This window comes from Mesorhizobium sp. NPDC059054 (assembly GCF_042739215.1).
Taxonomy (GTDB): domain Bacteria; phylum Pseudomonadota; class Alphaproteobacteria; order Rhizobiales; family Rhizobiaceae; genus Mesorhizobium.
The window spans coordinates 1,024,375-1,040,312 of sequence record NZ_JBHYHV010000001.1; the positions used below are offsets into that span (position 1 = coordinate 1,024,375).

Sequence of the window (15,938 nt, forward strand, 5' to 3'; positions counted from 1 at the left end):
GCGTAACATTGTGGCTCAAGCATGTGTGGATTTTCACACATATGACGCGCGCCAACTAGTCTGCGGTTTCCGGCGCGCCCAGTTGTTTCTTGTCGAGCCCATAGCGCTGCATCTTCTCGTAGAGCGTCTTGCGTGAGATCCCGAGCTGCTCGTAGACCGGCTTCAGGCTGCCGCCATGGGCAACGAGCGCGGCGGAGATGACATCCTTTTCGAATTCCGCGACCCGGTCCGCCAGACGCAGATCACCATTGGCAATTTCGGTTGTCTGCGCGCCGGCGTGCGGGCTAAGTCCCAGCACGAAACGGTCCGCCGCATTCCTGAGCTCACGCACGTTGCCGGGCCAGTCCCGGCTGGCAATGTCCGCGATGACGTGTGGCGGCACCTCGGCATCATCCCGGCGATAACGTCCCGCCGCCTCGCGCACCAATTGCAGGAAAAGCAAGGGAACGTCCTCGCGCCGTGCGACAAGCGCCGGCATCCTCAGCGTCACCACGTTGAGATGATAAAGCAGGTCGGCACGGAACCGCCCGGCGGCGACTTCTTCGTCGAGATCGACCTTGCTGGTGGCGATGAAGCGCACATCGAGCGGTATCGGTTCGTTGGACCCCAGCCGGTAGATGACGCGGTCCTGTATGACGCGCAGGAGCTTCGCCTGCAGATCGACTGGCATCGAGCCGATCTCGTCGAGGAGTACGGTGCCGCCCCTCGCGTGCTCGAACTTGCCGAAGCGTGGCCGCAAGGCGCCCGGGAAAGCGCCGGCCTCATGGCCGAACAGTTCGCTTTCGATCAGCGTGGCGGGGAGTGCCGCACAATTGATCGCGATGAAAGGTTTGGTAGCGCGCCCGCTGATGTCGTGCAGCGCGCGCGCCGCTACTTCCTTGCCGGTACCGGTGTCGCCGATCACTAGGATGTCGGCATCGGTGGCCGCGATGGCCCGCAGCTTGTAACGCAGTTCGACCATCACCTGGGTACGGCCGGGCAGACGGGCCTCGAGGTCGTCATTCTTGCCCGCGGCCGCGCGCAACTGGCGATTTTCCAGCACGAGCTTGCGCCGATCGATAGCGCGCCCGGCCATTTCGATCAGGTGCTGCACGACGTAGGGTTTTTCGAGGAAGTCATAAGCACCCTCGCGCATCGCACGAACGGCGAGCTGGACATCGCCGTGACCGGTGACGAGGATGACGGGAATATCAGCGTCGATCTCGCGAATGCGGGAAAGAAGTGTCATGCCATCCATTCCCGGCATGCGGATGTCGGACACGACGACACCATTGAAGCCCTGGGTGATGAAATCGAGCGCGCGTTCCGCCGAGGCGCACTCCTGTAGCGTGAGCCCGGCAAGATCGAGCGATTGGGCAGCTGCCCTGCGGGGTTCTTCCTCATCGTCCACAAGCAGCACGATCGGCGGTTTCATTCCGCCGCCTCGCGCACTGCGTTGCGCATCGCTTCGAGTTCAATCGTGAACAGGGCTCCACCCTCGGAATGATTCAAGACGCCAAGACTTCCGCCGAAGTCCTTGATGATGTTGTAGGAAATCGAAAGTCCAAGGCCCAGCCCCTTGCCAACGCCCTTCGTCGAGAAGAACGGGTCGAATATCCGTTCCGCGATGGCATCGGCAACGCCGGGGCCATGATCGCGAACCGTGATCAGCACTTTACCCGCCTTGCGCCGCGCCTGCAGTTCGATACGCCTGTCCGGCAGGCCTTCGACGGCGTCGGCTGCGTTGGTGATGATATTCACCAGCACCTGCTGAAGCCGGATCGCTCCTGCCTTCACCGTCAGCGGCGTACGGCCGAGATCGACAAGCAGCGTCGCATCGGCTGCCTTGAGACGCCAGGCAACGATTTCCTGCGTGTCACGCACCACATCGGCCAAATCGATCGCGCCGAGTTTTTCGTTCGGCTTGCGCGCGAAATTGCGAAGATGCCGGCTGATCGAGGCCATGCGGTCGGCGAGGCTCGAGATGCGTGCAACGTTGTCGCGCGCCTCGGTGGCCCGTTCGCGATCGATGAGCACGGCGGCATTGTCGGCATAGGTCTTCACAGCGGCCAGCGGCTGGTTGAATTCATGCGATAGAGCCGCCGACATTTGTCCAAGCGCAGCCAGCTTGCCGGCCTGGATAAGATCCGCCTGTGTTTGCCTCAACTGTTGCTCAGCGGTGCGTCGTTCGGCGACTTCCGTCTCAAGGCGTGTGTTGACGAGTGCGAGGTCATGGGTGCGTTCCTCGACGCGACGCTCGAGTTCTTCGCGCGCAAAGCGTTGCATTTCCATGCGCTCCGCCAGCCGCGCCCGCCGTTGCAGCAAGACAAAGCCGGCCAGGGCCGCAAGGCCGAGCATCAGGAGTGCGGCGGTTACCGTGGTCAAAGCCTGCGTACGCGCCGAGCGCGTGTCCAGCAGGACGTTGATCGTCCAACCGGCGTCAGCCATGGCCTCCGACAAGACCAGATACTCACTTTGCTGTCTGTCGAAATTGACCGTCATCAGTGAAAGCCGGTCTTCGAAATTGCCGCGCGTGACCGGCAATTCACGCAACGTAGCGTTCGCATAGCGCCGCGAGGCGGCCGTGCGGGCGCGCCGTTCCGCCGTCAGTGGCAGCAGGCTGGCATAGAGCCACTCCGGCCGCTCCGCCATGAAGATGATGCCTTCCGGATCGGTAACGATGATCTCGTCGTCGCCGCCCAGCCACGATGCTTCGATGGCGTCGACCTCGACCTTGAACACCACGACGCCGCGGATGGCATTGCCGACATGCACGGGAGCCGAGAAATAGTAGCCGCGCTTCAGCGAGGTGGTGCCAAGTGCGAAGAAACGGCCGCGCTTGCCCTTGATCGCGTCCTGGAAGTAAGGACGGTAGGAGAAATTCTCCCCGACGAAGCTGACGGGCCGGTCGAAATTGCTGGCAATGATCGTTTCACCGTCCGGCCCGATCACATAGATGTCGGAAGATTGCAGCAAGGCATTGATTTGCCTGAGATAAGCGTTACCTCGGGCACGAAGTCCCGGGTTGTTTGGGTCCGCCAGAAGGTCCTTGATGCTGTCGTTGTCGGCGATCAGCGACGGGAGGGGTTCGAAGCGGTTCAACTGTCCTTGCAATGCGGCTACAGCCAGCCTCAACGTGGTTTTGCCGCGCGATGCCGCCTGGTCGAGATAGGCACGCGTCGCAAAGCTGCTGCCATAGAAAGCGAGCGCCGCCGTGACTGCGAGCAGAAGTGTAATCCAGAACCAGCGTCGATCGGAAAAAGGCTTGAACATCAGCATCGCCGGTTGACCCGCCTGCAGTATAGCCAGCGCGCCATCTTGTACAACGGACCGGCAACGGCGTGACACGCTACCCATCGCGACGGGAAACCGCTGCGGGCGTATTTCGACACATCCGCTGTTCCCGCAAACGCGTTGGATGACCGATCGGCGATCCCGATATCCGCTCTTCTGGGGTACCAGGATATGGAGAGCGACATGACGAACCGACCTGATCAATTGCCTGCAGACATCACCGCAACGCTGATCGGCGGTCCGACCGCACTGATCAATATCGGTGGTCTCAATCTTCTCACCGATCCGGCATTCGATACGCCGCAAGCCTATGATGGCGGCGTGCGCCTGGTGAAGCTGACCGGTCCGGCTCTCGGCCCTGACGAACTGCCGCCCATCGATGCGGTCCTCCTTAGCCATGACCAGCATTTTGACAATCTCGATCATGCCGGCCGCGCCTTCCTACCTAAAGCAGGCCGCGTTCTGACCACTAAAGTGGGGGCCGAACGCCTGGGAGGTCTCACTGAAGGTCTTGCGCCCTGGCAGAGCGTGGACGTTGTGACGCCGCAGGGTCTGCGTCTGGTGATAACGGCAGCGCCCGCGCGTCACGGCCCGCATGGCTTCGAGCCGATCTCCGGCGATGTCATCGGCTTCATCATATCGCTGGGCGACGAAAAGGGGCCGAGCCTCTATATCTCCGGCGATACGGTCTGGTTCGAGGGTGTTGCCGAGGTCGCGCGGCGTTTCGACGTGCGTCTGGCGGTGCTGTTCACCGGCTCTGCCAAACCGCGGGGCGCCTTCCATGTCACCATGGATGCCAATGACGCGATCGAAGCGGCCGCCGCCTTGCCAATGCCACCATTGTCGCCATCCACAATGAGGGCTGGGAGCATTTCACCGAAACGCAGGAACAGCTTGCCCATGCCTTCGAGGCTTTGAGCATCGCCGACCGGTTGAAGGTCCTCGAAAAAGGTGTCCCGACCAAACTTACGCTTTAAATTCCGTCGTTTGGCGTGGTTTTCTTGCTTCTCTGCTGACCCGATCATTGCCCTTGAAGGGGATGGAGCGGAATCGCAGGCGCAAATGAGCCGTTAGCTTGTCATCATCGAACTGGTTTCCCGCCGGCAGTTTTGCCAGAGTGGGAAATTCAGCGATCGACGGAAGTGAAACGTGATTCCAGCAAAATTCCCCCGACCGAAACCCTGGGCCGAGATGGCGACGTTGCTTGTCGATGTCGCAACGGGGCGCAAGCCAGCCGACCTGGTGGTGCGCAACGGCCGCTGGGTCAACGTCCATTCGGGCGAGATCATCGGCGGCACCGACGTTGCCGTGGTCGGCGGGCGTTTTGCCTATTGTGGGCCTGACGCGTCGCATGCCATCGGGCCGGAGACCGTGGTGGTCGATGCTGGCGGACGCTATCTGGTGCCTGGCCTGTGCGATGCGCACATGCATGTCGAAAGCGGCATGGTCACCGTCACCGAGTTCAGCCGTGCGGTTATCCCGCATGGCACGACGTCGATGTTCATCGATCCGCACGAGATCGCCAACGTGCTCGGATTGCCCGGTGTCCGGCTGATGCATGACGAGGCGCTCGCCATGCCGATCAACGTGCTCGTGCAGATGCCGTCCTGCGTGCCTTCCGCGCCCGGGCTGGAGAATGCTGGCGCGGTGCTCACCGTCGAGGACGTCGCCGAGGCGATGACCTGGGAGAACATCATCGGGCTCGGCGAAGTCATGAATTTCCCCGGCGTCGCCGCCAACAACCCCGTCATGTCCGGTGAGATCGCCGCGACGGTCAGGGCGGGCAAGACGGTGGGCGGCCACTATGCTTCGCCCGACCTGGGTCTGCCGTTCCACGGCTATGTCGCCGGCGGACCGGAGGACGACCATGAGGGCACACGCGCCGAGGACGCGATTGCGCGCGTGCGCCAGGGCATGAAGGCGATGCTGCGGCTTGGCTCTGCCTGGTACGACGTTGCCGAGCAGATAAAAGCCGTGACGGAACAAGGCATCGACCCCCGGAACTTCATCCTCTGCACCGACGACAGCCATTCCGGCACCCTGGTGAATGACGGTCACATGGACCGCGTCGTCAGGCACGCCATCCAGCAGGGCTTGAAGCCGGTGACGGCGATCCAGATGGTGACGATCAACACCGCCCAGCATTTCCGGCTGGAGCGCGAAATCGGCTCGATCGCGCCAGGGCGGCTGGCCGATCTCCTGATCGTGTCGAACCTTGCCGAAATGACCATCGACGAGGTCTATGGCCGCGGCGTTCGCCTCGCGGCGAGCGGACGGCTGGAGGCTGATATCCCGGCCTACGATTATCCCGCGAGTGCCAAGAACACGGTGAAGCTGGGCAAACGGCTCGCAGCAACCGATTTCGACATCAAGGCGCCGGAAGGCGCCAACAAGGTGCGCGCCCGGGTCATCGGCGTCATCGAGAACCAGGCGCCGACCCGCGCGCTGGAGGCGGATCTGGCCGTCGAGGATGGTCTGGTCGCCATCGACCGGGCAGGGGATGTCTGCCAGATCGCGCTGGTCGAGCGCCATCGCGGTACCGGCGGCGTCACCAATGCGTTTGTGTCTGGCTTCGGCTACGGGGAGGACTGTGCGATGGCCTCGTCGGTCGCGCATGACAGCCACCACATCATCGTCGTCGGCACCAACAAACAGGACATGGCGCTGGCCGCCAACCGCTTGGCGGAAGTCGGCGGCGGCGTGGTGCTCTATTCGAAGGGCAAGGAACTGGCGCTGGTCGAAATGCCGATCGCCGGCCTGATGTCCGACGAGCGCGCCGAGATCGTGGCGGCCAAGGCCGAGAAGCTGACCGAGGCGATGGGCAAGATGGGTTGCTCGCTGAACAACGCCTACATGCAGCACTCGCTTCTGGCGCTGGTGGTGATCCCGGAATTGCGCATCTCGGACGTCGGGCTGGTCGACGTGAGGACCTTCGAGAAGGTTGACCTGTTCGTCTGAGCGTCAAGGATTTCGGGACATCCCATGTATGTAGGCCGGTCTTACAGATTGCTGGATTTCGCGCTCTGGTCGCGGCGCAGCGTCATCTACATGGTCGTGGTGAGCGGACTGGCGATCGCGCTTTATCGCCTTCCCGCCACTGCGGGTTTCTCTGTGCCGTGGTCCGTCGTGCTTGTGCTCGGCACCACCGTGTCACTCGTCACCGGCTTCAAGAATTCGCAGGTGTTCACCCGCAGCAATGAGGCCCTGCAGGCTTTTTCCCAGATCACGGCAAGCAGCCGGATGTGGTCCAATTTCTGCAGGGACTTCACCGACGCGACGACCGCGAAGCAGTTGATCTACCGGCACCTGGCCTGGTTGACGGCTCTGCGGTTCTCGTTGCGCCGGCCGATGCCATGGGAGTCGCTGGCGCGCGCCGCCAATATCGAATTCCGCCGACGGCGCTATCACATCCAGGAGGACAAAAGCGCGGTCGCCGATGAATTGCGCGCGCTGCTGGCCGAAGATGCCGAGCGCGTGCTGAAAACACCGCAGCCGGCGGTAACCCTTCTTGAGATGCAGTCTGTCCAGATCAACGGCCTGCTCAAGAACTCCGCCGTTCCGACGCAGGTCTATTCCGAGCTTACCAAGCTGATGCGCGACTTCCATGATCAGCAGGCACGCTGCGATCGTATAAAGAACAACCCTTACCCGCGCCAATACGCGATCATCAGCTCGATGTTCATGGTCATCTTCTGCACCATGCTGCCTTTCGGCATCGTTCCGGTCTTTGCGGAGATGGGCAAGCTGGGCGGCTTGCTCGGTCCTGTCGCGATCTGGCTGACGATCCCGTTCAGCGCGCTTCTGGGTTGGGTCTACATGTCGCTCGACCTGGTCGGCGAGAGCAGCGCAAATCCGTTCGAGGGCGGCGCCAACGACGTCCCGATTTCCCAGATTTGCCGGGACATCGAGATCGAGCTGCGCAGGTCGCTTGGCGAAACCAGTCTTCCGGCTCCATCGCCGGTGATCAATAATATCGCGACCTGAATAGTCGAGTGGAAATCTCCGGGAGTTCGAAGCATCGCGATTGTCGATCCCAAGCGCGGCAAAGTCTATTTTGCCTACGCAGGATAATGCTGTCGCCTGTGACGCACACATAGCGGCCCATGGTATCCATGGGACGACTTCTCGCAATTTTGATCAGGCCAGAAAAACACGATTTCCGCTCTCCGCGGCTTTCTCGATGGCAGCGATGATACGGTGCACAGCAACGGCGTCGTCAAAGCTCGGTGCGGTGTGCGTGCCGTTGCGTAGGTCCTCCGCCATTCTGGCATAGAGCCGGGCAACATTGCCTGCCTCCACTTCCTTCGGCCAGCCGGCACGGTGCGAGGCGGGAACTTCCAGTGGCCGAAACACCTTGTCATCACCGCGCGCGCCCGTGAGCGAGAGCTGAACCATCTGCGTGTGGCCGGAAGCACCCGTGATCCGGATGTCGCCTTCGGTGCCATGGATTTCCCAGAACAGGCCGTCATCATCGCGCGCTGGGCCGCCGCGGTAGTGGATGGAGATTGGCGCACCGCTGGCCATGACGCCGTTGACCAGCACTTGGTCGGGGGCGGATACCGGCAACCACTCCTGTGTGTCGAGCGCGAGCGCAGTGGGTCGCCGCGTCGCCAGCACTGCGGAGACTTCCGCGACTTCGCCGAGCACATCGCGTAGCGCCGCCAGCGTATGCCCTACGGGGATCGTAAGCGCGGTGGCACCGTTGGCGCGATCGAGCAGATAACCGTAGGTTCTTTTATCGGAAATGGTGCCGGCACCGAGTGCGGCCCCGGCGCGGCCAACCAGGGTGGTTGACAGCACCTTGCCGACAAAGCCGTCGGCAATCAGTTGCCTCAAATAGTCAATTTCCGGAGCGAGGCGCGCTTGGGTTCCGACCACGCCCAAGATGCCCTTTTGCCGTGCAAGCTTTGCCATTGCTTCGGCCTCCGCCAAGCCGTTGCCCAGCGGCCATTCGCAATAGACATGCTTGCCGGCAGCGATCGCCGCTTTCACGATCTCGAAATGCGGCGGTACCTTCACCGCGACGGTGATGATGTCGATTTCCGGTGCCGCCACCAGTTCGGCTACGCTGGCGAAGGCGTTCGAGGACAGATCCATGTCGGCCACCGCTGCTTGCGCGCTGGCCAAGCTGGAGTTGGCGACGCCGGCGATTTCGAAGGTGTCGGATAGGGCTCGCAGCGCAGGCACATGCGCTCTCGCAGCCCAACTCCTTCCTGGCTGCAAGCCAACGATGCCAACCTTGAAGCGGCGTTCGGTCATGCGGTGATCCTCGCTGGGGTTTGCTGCGATCGAAAATACCCCAGTGCATTCCATGCGAAAATTCGGCATATCTGCGGATCAACCTTGAGATTTCGCACAGATGATCGATTGGGAAGACATCCGGCATTTCCTCGCCGTCGCGCAGAACGGCACGCTCTCCGGTGCCGCCCGCAGCCTGAAGGTGGATCATGCAACCGTCAGCCGGCGGCTGGCTGCACTGGAGACGGCGCTCGACGTGCGGCTCATCGATCGGCTGCCGCGATCCAGCCGCCTTACCACCCTGGGCAGACAAGTGTTCGAGCGGGCGCGGGAGATGGAAGGCGCGGCAGACGGTATCGCACGCCTGGCCAAGGCCTCTCGAGCTCCGCTTGTTGGACGGATCGCACTCAGTGCGCCGCCGGTTCTCGTCACGCATCTTCTGGCCGAACATCTGCCGCGCTTCAGGGCGGACTACCCTGACATCCGGCTTTCGCTTTCCGCGCAAGCGGAGCGGGTTTCGCTGGCTCGCCGCGAAGCCGATGTCGCGGTGCGGTTCGTAAGGCCGGATGAGCCCGACAGCGTGACGCGTAAGATCGGCACGATGCCGTTCGGTCTCTACGCACATCGGTCCTATGCTCATCTGGCTTCGCAGGAGCGCTGGGAGTTCATCGTTTGGGCGCAAACCTTTGCCGACATGCCTGCACAATCATGGCTGCTCGGCATTGCCGGCGATCGTCCCGTGGTCTGCGAATTGACCTATTCCAGCGAACATCTGGTCGCCGTCAAGGCAGGGGTTGGCGTTGCCGGCCTGCCTTGTTTTATCGGAGAACACGACCGCGATCTGGTCAGGATAGACGATAGCGCTCCGTCCTTCGCGCGTGACATCTGGCTGGTGGTTCACCGCGATCTGCGAAAGACACCGGCGGTCCGGGCGGTCATGGACTTTGTGACGACTGTCGTTTCAGAACAGCAATATCTGTCTGTCCGGTAATCTTGTCTTTCGCCTGCGCCTATTGTCCGCCGGTGACCACAGTCAGAACCTTGAACGGTGTGGTGATGACGATTTCCGCCACGGATCCGACCGCTTGCCCCAGACCGGTCCCAAGTTGTTCGATCGGCTGGTTGCCGGCGGGCTCGGCCTCCGAAAGCGCCGCCGGCGTCTGCAACTGCTTGCCCAGCAACTGAACCAGAAGCGGATTGTCGGCAAATTTGGCATGGTTCAGCCTGTCGCCGCCGGTGGTCTTGGTCAGGTCGACGACCGTGACGCCATATTGGGCGAGATCGGAGGCATTTCCATAGTCACCCACGCGCGGCTTGGCGCCGGAGATGAAGGAGGAGATCTGAAGCGCGCGATCGTCCGCCGACAGAAGGACCGTAAATGGCCGATCCGGTTTGCCGTAACGGATCATCTGCTTCTTGAACACGTCGACATCGATGTCGGGCGAAGCGAGCACGACATAGCCAAGCTTGCCGGAAAGGTCGCGGTCGCCTGTGATGGCCAACTGCCGCAGGGCCTCCATCGCCACCCAATTGCCCATCGAATGCGCGATGATGTCGATGCTTTTGGCTTTGGTCTTGGCCAGGAGCCGCAACGTTGCCTCGAGGTCGTCGCGGGCGGCGTTGGCGCTTTCCTTGTCGTAGATGTAGCCAGTGGTCTTGCCGGCAGAGGCCCAGGAGAACAGCACCGGCGTGCCGGGGTAGTTCGTATCCTGCACGATTTGGGTCAGACGAAAGACGCCGTCGTCGAAGCCGTTGTTGTAGCCGTGCACGAAGACAAGCACACGTCCGTCGCCGCGGGCGATATCGGCGCTTACCGCCTGTTCGAATTCCTTTGTGTTGCCGTAGAGAACAGCGCGGGTTGCGGTGAAGTGCTTGGCAGGGTTGCTCTGCGCGCGCCCCTTCGCCCGCTCGATCTGGCCGACTTGATGGATCTTCGGCACGGAAACATCGATGCGCGCATATTGCGTGCGCAGTGAGCGTTCACTGGCAAATACCTGGCGTGGCTCGGTTTTTGCAGCCTGACGCGTGGTTGCGACATAGATGTCGTGCGTGGCGGCAATCGTTGAAGCAGGCGCTTCGATCGCCGTCTTGTTGAGCAAGTCGTGCGTGTTGGATCCGGCGCAACCGGTGACTGAGAGCGCGACGGCGACGAAGAACAATGCCTTCCAGCGCATGAAGCCGATCCCGATGCCTTGGCGCCCGAGCGTGGCGCCTCCAATCTCGAATAGAGGCAGAAGCAGCCTCAGTCCAGATTAATTGAGCCGCAGCTTACATCATGCCCAACTGCTTCATGCGATCTGTGACCGAACGGTCACTGGCATAGCCATCGTCCTCGCGCAGCCGCTGGCCGAGCAGCTTGACCATCTCGGGATTGTCCGCGAACTTGTTGTGGTTGAACCGGTCCGTACCGGCCTTGGATGACAGGTCGACGACAGTCACGCCATAGTCGGCAAGCTCGGCGGCGTCCTTGTAGTCGCCAAGGCGGGGTCGCGAGCCGGCCAGCATGCCGGACAGACGCAGCGCCCGGTCGTCATCGGAAAGAAGCACGATGAACGGCTTGTCGGGCTTGCCGTAGCGGCGCATCTGGCTCTTGAACACGTCGACGTCGATATCTGGCGAGGCGAGCACCACGTCGCCCAGCTTGCCGTTCAGGTTGCGGTCACCGGTGATGGCCAGCTGGCGCAGCGCCTCCATCGTCACCCACGTACCCATCGAATGCGCGACGATATCGATGCGGCGGGCGCCGGAACGGGCCAGCGTTCGCAAAGTCACTTCGAGCTGGTCACGGGCGACGCTGGCGCTTTCGCGGTCGTAGACATAGCCGGTCGTCGAAGCCCCGGAGGCCCAGGAAAACAGAACCGGCGTGCCGGGATAACCTGAATCGTTGACGACCTGCGCCAGTCTGTAGACACCGTCGTCGAAAGAAGTGTTGTAGCCGTGCACGAACACCATGGCGCGACCGCCGCGAGCGGCGATATCGGCATTGAGCGCTGCCTCGAACTTCGGTTCGGTGTCATAGCCGACCATCTGCGAGGCCATGAAGTATTTCGAGGGATCATCAGACCTGCCGCGGCTCTTCCGCTCGATCTGACCAACCTCGTGTACCTTCGGCACGGTGACGTTGACGCGTGCGTAGTTCAGCGTTGAAGAGCGGCTTCCGTCGAACCCTTGGTTGGGATCGTCGGAGCGCTTGCGCGTTGTGGTGATGAAGATCGCGTGGTTTCCGACGATGTCGGAAACCGAAGCCGTTACGATGGCGCTGCCCAGAACCTCCTGCGGCCCTTGGCTGGCGCAGCCGGCGGCAACAAGCGTCATCGCAACGATCAGGAACCTTCTCAAGCGCACGATACGTCCAGCCCTGCTAAATCCGACTCCGGTCGGTTTTTATCTTTTGAAAGCAGTCTCCGGACAGGCGAAGTACGGCTAAAGTAAGTCCATGGCCGTGAAAATTACGCCACGGAGTGTCCGTCGGGAGCAAGGTGTTGCACCAAAGCCAAAATGACGGCAGGAACGATTGCTGCAATTTCTACAAGGACTTGCCTCATGACCAGCTTTGCCGACCGGGTCGCCAACGCAGCCGCCGCGGTGCGCCAGATCTTTCCCGAGACGCCTCTGCAGGAGAACGATTACCTGTCGCGCAAATATGGCGCGCGCGTGCTTTTGAAACGCGAGGATCTGACGCCCGTGCGCTCCTACAAGATCAGGGGCGCTTTCAATTTTTTCCGCAAGGCCCTGGCGGAAGGCAACGAAGCAGAGCTGTTCGTCTGTGCGTCGGCAGGCAACCATGCGCAAGGTTTTGCTTTCGTGTGCCGGCATTTCGGTCGCAAGGGGGTCGTCTTCATGCCGGTGACGACGCCGCAGCAGAAGATCGACAAGACGCGGCTGTTTGGCGGCGAGTTCGTCGAAATCAAGCTGGTCGGCGACTTCTTTGACGAATGCTACCGCGCCGCCTTCGAATTCACCGAGCAGAGCGGGGCGCATATGGTGCCCCCCTTCGATCATAAGGACATCATCGAGGGCCAGGCGACCGTGGCTTATGAGATCGCCGACCAGATGCCAGGCGCTCGGCTGCCCGACATCATCATGCTGCCGGTTGGCGGCGGCGGACTTTCGGCCGGCGTTTCACACTACTTCACTCAGGCTGGGAGAGCGCCGCGTTTCGTTTTCTGCGAACCCGCCGGCGCGCCAAGCCTCAGGGAAAGCCTTGCCTCGGACAAGCGCGTGAAACTCGCCCGGGTCGACAACTTCGTTGATGGAGCCGCCGTTGCCGAGATCGGCCGCGAGCCATTTCGTCATCTGAAGGATTATTCGCAGGACGACGTGCGGCTGGTGCCGGAAAACCGGCTCTGCGCCACCATGGTCGAGATGCTGAATGTCGAGGGCGTGGTACTGGAGCCTGCGGGGGCGCTGGCGATCGATGCGCTCAAGGATTTTCCGCGCAAGGAAATCAGGGGCAAGACCGTCGTTGCGGTGGTGTCGGGCGGCAATTTCGACTTCGAGCGCCTGCCCGACGTCAAGGAGCGGGCGCTGCGTTTCGAGGGCTTGAAGAAGTATTTCATCATCCGTTTCCCGCAGCGGCCGGGTGCGCTGCGTGATTTCCTCGAGATGCTGGGCCCCGACGACGATATCGCCCGCTTCGAATATCTCAAGAAATCGGCGCGCAATTTCGGTTCGGTGCTGATCGGCATAGAGACGAAGGATCGCCGCAACTTCGATCTGCTGACCGCCAATTTCGCCACGCACGGGGTGCAGTATCAGGACATCACCGATAACGAGACGCTGGCTGGTTTCATCATATGAGCGGGTTCGTCGCGCTGTTTTCCGGCATCAATGTCGGCGGCAACCGCATTGTCAGGATGGCGGAACTGCGTGCCTTCTTCGAGGAACTTGGCTTCGCCGATGTTGCAAGCTACGTGCAGAGCGGCAATGTGGTTTTCAGCTCGACGCAGGCCGACGTCGTGTCGCTGACGAAGACACTGCAGGACGCATTCGAGAAACGCTGGGGCTTTCATTCGCGCATCATGGTGCGTGACGCGACCTGGTTTGCGCGGCTGGTGGCGGACAATCCCTATCCAGAGATAGCGGAGGATCCGACCAAATTGCATGCGATGGCCCTGGAGCGTGAACCCACCCCGGAGGAGATCGGCAGGCTGGCCGAGAAATGCACAGGGCCAGAGCGCTTCGAGGTGAAGGGCGATATCCTCTATCTGCATGCGCCGGATGGTTTGGGAAAATCGAAATTTGCCGAAATCCTGCCGCGCACGCTCAAAGTGCCCGGCACCATGCGCAACTGGCGCAGCGTTCTCGCGCTGGCCGAAATGATCGGTCGGGCATCAGGCTGAGCTATGCCGCCGCGTGTTGCCAGTGGAATGCCAGTTCTTCGCGAAAGGCAAAACGCTTGATATGGTCTTCCACGACGCGTTCGAGCTGTTCGATCTGAGTTGCGTCGCTCGCGGTCAGCGCGATGTGCAGCGTTGTAGCGTTCGCGTCCATCACTGTGCGACCGATGGTCAGTTCGATTTCGCCGTGGTTCGGGTCGAAAGTGACGGGAAACTTGTGCGCCCAATGCTTGCAGAGCTGCTGCAGGTAGCGGCTGGCGTGTTCGGTGGTGACGTCGGCATTGCTGGTCGACATGGAATTCTCCGTTCGGCTGTCTGGCTGGCGTCACGCTGGCTGATGGAGCGGGGCCGGTTCATATCGGCCGGTCCCGCCGGAAGTGATGGAAAGGCGTTTGCTCCCGCTTTGGAAATTACCAGGTTCCGGTATTCGCCATTGAGGCCCAGGGTTCCGCCTTTTCCTTGGCTGCACCCTTTTGCAGGAGTTCGATCGAAATGCCGTCGGGCGATTTGATGAAGGCCATGTAGCCGTCCCGCGGCGGACGGTTGATGGTGACCCCCTGATCCTGCAGGCGTTGGCAGGTGGCATAGATATCGTCAACCTCATAGGCGAGATGGCCGAAATTGCGGCCGCCCTTGTATTCCTCGGGGTCCCAATTGTGGGTCAGTTCGACCAGCGGCGCGCGTGCCTCGGCGCCACTTTTTTCGTCCTCTGACGCGGCCAGGAAGATCAGCGTGAAGCGGCCCTGTTCGTTCTCGATGCGGCGGACTTCCTTGAGGCCCAGCTTGTTGCAATAGAAATCGAGGGATTCTTCGACATCAGTCACGCGGATCATTGTGTGCAGATAGCGCATATTCGTCTCCAGACCTAAGCAGGTTCCGCAAAAGTGTCCCACGGTTTTGCGATGAGAACCTGCAACAAAAGAAAAGAACAAGCTAAGCTGACGAAGCGTTGGCGAAGCTGCGCAAGTCTGCTTAGGATCGCGCGCACCATAGGGGTGGTCGGTGTATGCTGCAACGCGGAAAAGCAACGTAACGGCAGCCAACAAACAGTCTATATGAGGCTGATTGAATATATCTTAGAATGAGCTGGTGAAAAAAGGCACGTCAGGTCTTGCACACCCGGGAAGCCGAAGTGTTAATCTCGTGTAAAGAATCAGTGGCTGCAGTTTCGGAGAAAGGGGGCATTCTGATGGGGGAAAAAGCCTCTCTGGCCGGTCGGGATGCGCCTCTTGGCGACACCGCTGGACATGACGAGATCGGCGAATCCGCGGATCTGCTGGAGGTTTCCGGCGCGATCAAATGGTTCGATGTTGCCAAGGGATACGGCTTTATTCTTCCTGACGACGGTGTCTCCGGCGATATTCTGCTGCATGTAACGTGCTTGCGACGCGACGGCTTCCAGACGGCGCTGGAGGGCGCGCGCGTGGTCTGCCTCGTCAAGCAGGGCGACCGTGGCCTGCAGGCATTTCGCGTTCTCTCGATGGATACCTCGACGGCAGTCCATCCAGCCGAACAGCAGGAGCAGCGCACGCACGTTACAGTCACGCCGGAAAGCGGGCTGGAGCGCGCGCTGGTCAAGTGGTTCAACCGCACCAAGGGCTTTGGTTTCCTGAGCCGGGGTGAGGGCACCGAGGATATCTTCGTGCATATGGAAACGCTGCGCCGCTACGGTGTGACGGAGCTCAGGCCCGGTCAGGTTGTCCTTGTGCGCTACGGTCGCGGTGACAAGGGCCTGATGGCGGCGGAAATCCATCCGGATATGGGAACGCTGCCGGTGGCTCACTAGGCGCCCCTGCAGCATTCTTGAGAACCAGGCCGCTTATGCGGCCTTTTGTTTATCCAGTACTTGCCGCCGATGCATGGATGTGGCCATTGGCCGACGTCACAATTTTATCGGCCATTGCCTGGCTTTGCTGGGGCACCATATTGCAAGGCGCTTGCGCCGGTTCGTGTGCTGTCTAGAGCGCTTCCATTTTTCACGGAAACGCTCCAACTCTTTGTTTTTACGCAATTCCGGACGCAAAACCGCTACACACTTTTGCCGGAATTGCTCTAGGGTGAGGCCTCGGGTTGGTCTCGAGCAAGGAT

At 61.2% G+C, this 15,938-nt stretch carries 13 protein-coding genes and 1 pseudogene; 7 read left to right on the plus strand and 7 right to left on the minus strand.

Features of this window, described 5'->3' with window-relative positions; translation table 11 throughout:
- Positions 1-55 precede the first annotated feature (55 nt).
- Entirely contained in the window at positions 56-1,414 is a 1,359-nt protein-coding gene (locus tag ACFWXH_RS04940; RefSeq protein WP_379118045.1) for a sigma-54-dependent transcriptional regulator, read from the minus strand.
- Entirely contained in the window at positions 1,411-3,252 is a 1,842-nt protein-coding gene (locus ACFWXH_RS04945; RefSeq protein WP_379118047.1) for an ATP-binding protein, read from the minus strand. Before ACFWXH_RS04945 ends, ACFWXH_RS04940 begins: the two co-directional genes overlap by 4 nt.
- Before the next feature lie 204 nt (positions 3,253-3,456).
- Between ACFWXH_RS04945 and ACFWXH_RS04950 the strand changes: the two are divergent.
- From ACFWXH_RS04950 to ACFWXH_RS04960, 3 genes and pseudogenes are all read left to right on the plus strand, one after another.
- Positions 3,457-4,250 (plus strand): annotated as a pseudogene (locus ACFWXH_RS04950) (MBL fold metallo-hydrolase).
- A 214-nt stretch (positions 4,251-4,464) separates the two neighbouring features.
- Complete coding sequence (gene ade, locus ACFWXH_RS04955) at positions 4,465-6,231, plus strand: adenine deaminase (RefSeq protein ID WP_379118966.1); 1,767 nt, start codon at positions 4,465-4,467, stop codon at positions 6,229-6,231.
- Between the two features lie 24 nt (positions 6,232-6,255).
- Positions 6,256-7,257 carry a bestrophin family protein gene (locus tag ACFWXH_RS04960; protein WP_379118049.1) on the plus strand — a complete coding sequence of 334 codons (1,002 nt, stop codon included), beginning with the start codon at positions 6,256-6,258 and terminating at the stop codon, positions 7,255-7,257.
- A gap of 153 nt (positions 7,258-7,410) precedes the next feature.
- Here the strand turns inward: ACFWXH_RS04960 and ACFWXH_RS04965 are convergent, their stop codons facing one another.
- Positions 7,411-8,532, minus strand: a complete 1,122-nt coding sequence (locus ACFWXH_RS04965) for a Gfo/Idh/MocA family protein (RefSeq protein ID WP_379118051.1) — start codon at positions 8,530-8,532, stop codon at positions 7,411-7,413.
- Between the two features lie 100 nt (positions 8,533-8,632).
- Between ACFWXH_RS04965 and ACFWXH_RS04970 the strand changes: the two genes are divergently transcribed.
- Complete coding sequence (locus tag ACFWXH_RS04970; protein WP_379118054.1) at positions 8,633-9,502, plus strand: LysR family transcriptional regulator; 870 nt, start codon at positions 8,633-8,635, stop codon at positions 9,500-9,502.
- A 19-nt stretch (positions 9,503-9,521) separates the two neighbouring features.
- Here ACFWXH_RS04970 and ACFWXH_RS04975 read toward each other — a convergent pair whose 3' ends face one another.
- Positions 9,522-10,685, minus strand: a complete 1,164-nt coding sequence (locus ACFWXH_RS04975) for an alpha/beta hydrolase (protein ID WP_054313111.1) — start codon at positions 10,683-10,685, stop codon at positions 9,522-9,524.
- Positions 10,686-10,779: 94 nt separating this feature from the next.
- Positions 10,780-11,826, minus strand: a complete 1,047-nt coding sequence (locus ACFWXH_RS04980) for an alpha/beta hydrolase (protein WP_082407576.1) — start codon at positions 11,824-11,826, stop codon at positions 10,780-10,782.
- Between the two features lie 228 nt (positions 11,827-12,054).
- Here ACFWXH_RS04980 and ilvA point away from each other — a divergent pair, with 228 nt between their 5' ends.
- Both ilvA and ACFWXH_RS04990 read left to right on the plus strand, forming a co-directional pair.
- A complete protein-coding gene (gene ilvA / locus ACFWXH_RS04985; RefSeq protein WP_054313109.1) occupies positions 12,055-13,311 on the plus strand; it encodes a threonine ammonia-lyase IlvA in 1,257 nt (418 codons plus the stop codon).
- A complete protein-coding gene (locus tag ACFWXH_RS04990; RefSeq protein ID WP_379118056.1) occupies positions 13,308-13,853 on the plus strand; it encodes a DUF1697 domain-containing protein in 546 nt (181 codons plus the stop codon). Before ilvA ends, ACFWXH_RS04990 begins: the two co-directional genes overlap by 4 nt.
- Before the next feature lies 1 nt (position 13,854).
- Here ACFWXH_RS04990 and ACFWXH_RS04995 read toward each other — a convergent pair whose 3' ends face one another.
- Positions 13,855-14,145 (minus strand): DUF2218 domain-containing protein, encoded by a 291-nt coding sequence (locus ACFWXH_RS04995; RefSeq protein WP_379118058.1) that lies wholly within the window; start codon positions 14,143-14,145, stop codon positions 13,855-13,857.
- A 115-nt stretch (positions 14,146-14,260) separates the two neighbouring features.
- A complete protein-coding gene (gene gloA, locus ACFWXH_RS05000; protein ID WP_379118060.1) occupies positions 14,261-14,701 on the minus strand; it encodes a lactoylglutathione lyase in 441 nt (146 codons plus the stop codon).
- Between the two features lie 338 nt (positions 14,702-15,039).
- Here gloA and ACFWXH_RS05005 point away from each other — a divergent pair, with 338 nt between their 5' ends.
- Positions 15,040-15,636: a cold-shock protein gene (locus ACFWXH_RS05005; RefSeq protein WP_054313105.1), complete on the plus strand. Its 597-nt coding sequence runs from the start codon at positions 15,040-15,042 to the stop codon at positions 15,634-15,636.
- The last annotated feature ends 302 nt before the right edge of the window (positions 15,637-15,938 follow it).

Coding starts and splice junctions, on each gene's coding strand:
- ACFWXH_RS04940 (WP_379118045.1), bottom strand. CDS start 1,414: ATGAAACCGCCGATCGTGCTGCTTGTGGACGATGAGGAAGAACCCCGC.
- ACFWXH_RS04945 (WP_379118047.1), bottom strand. CDS start 3,252: ATGTTCAAGCCTTTTTCCGATCGACGCTGGTTCTGGATTACACTTCTG.
- ade (WP_379118966.1), top strand. CDS start 4,465: ATGGCGACGTTGCTTGTCGATGTCGCAACGGGGCGCAAGCCAGCCGAC.
- ACFWXH_RS04960 (WP_379118049.1), top strand. CDS start 6,256: ATGTATGTAGGCCGGTCTTACAGATTGCTGGATTTCGCGCTCTGGTCG.
- ACFWXH_RS04965 (WP_379118051.1), bottom strand. CDS start 8,532: ATGACCGAACGCCGCTTCAAGGTTGGCATCGTTGGCTTGCAGCCAGGA.
- ACFWXH_RS04970 (WP_379118054.1), top strand. CDS start 8,633: ATGATCGATTGGGAAGACATCCGGCATTTCCTCGCCGTCGCGCAGAAC.
- ACFWXH_RS04975 (WP_054313111.1), bottom strand. CDS start 10,685: ATGCGCTGGAAGGCATTGTTCTTCGTCGCCGTCGCGCTCTCAGTCACC.
- ACFWXH_RS04980 (WP_082407576.1), bottom strand. CDS start 11,826: ATGACGCTTGTTGCCGCCGGCTGCGCCAGCCAAGGGCCGCAGGAGGTT.
- ilvA (WP_054313109.1), top strand. CDS start 12,055: ATGACCAGCTTTGCCGACCGGGTCGCCAACGCAGCCGCCGCGGTGCGC.
- ACFWXH_RS04990 (WP_379118056.1), top strand. CDS start 13,308: ATGAGCGGGTTCGTCGCGCTGTTTTCCGGCATCAATGTCGGCGGCAAC.
- ACFWXH_RS04995 (WP_379118058.1), bottom strand. CDS start 14,145: ATGTCGACCAGCAATGCCGACGTCACCACCGAACACGCCAGCCGCTAC.
- gloA (WP_379118060.1), bottom strand. CDS start 14,701: ATGCGCTATCTGCACACAATGATCCGCGTGACTGATGTCGAAGAATCC.
- ACFWXH_RS05005 (WP_054313105.1), top strand. CDS start 15,040: ATGGGGGAAAAAGCCTCTCTGGCCGGTCGGGATGCGCCTCTTGGCGAC.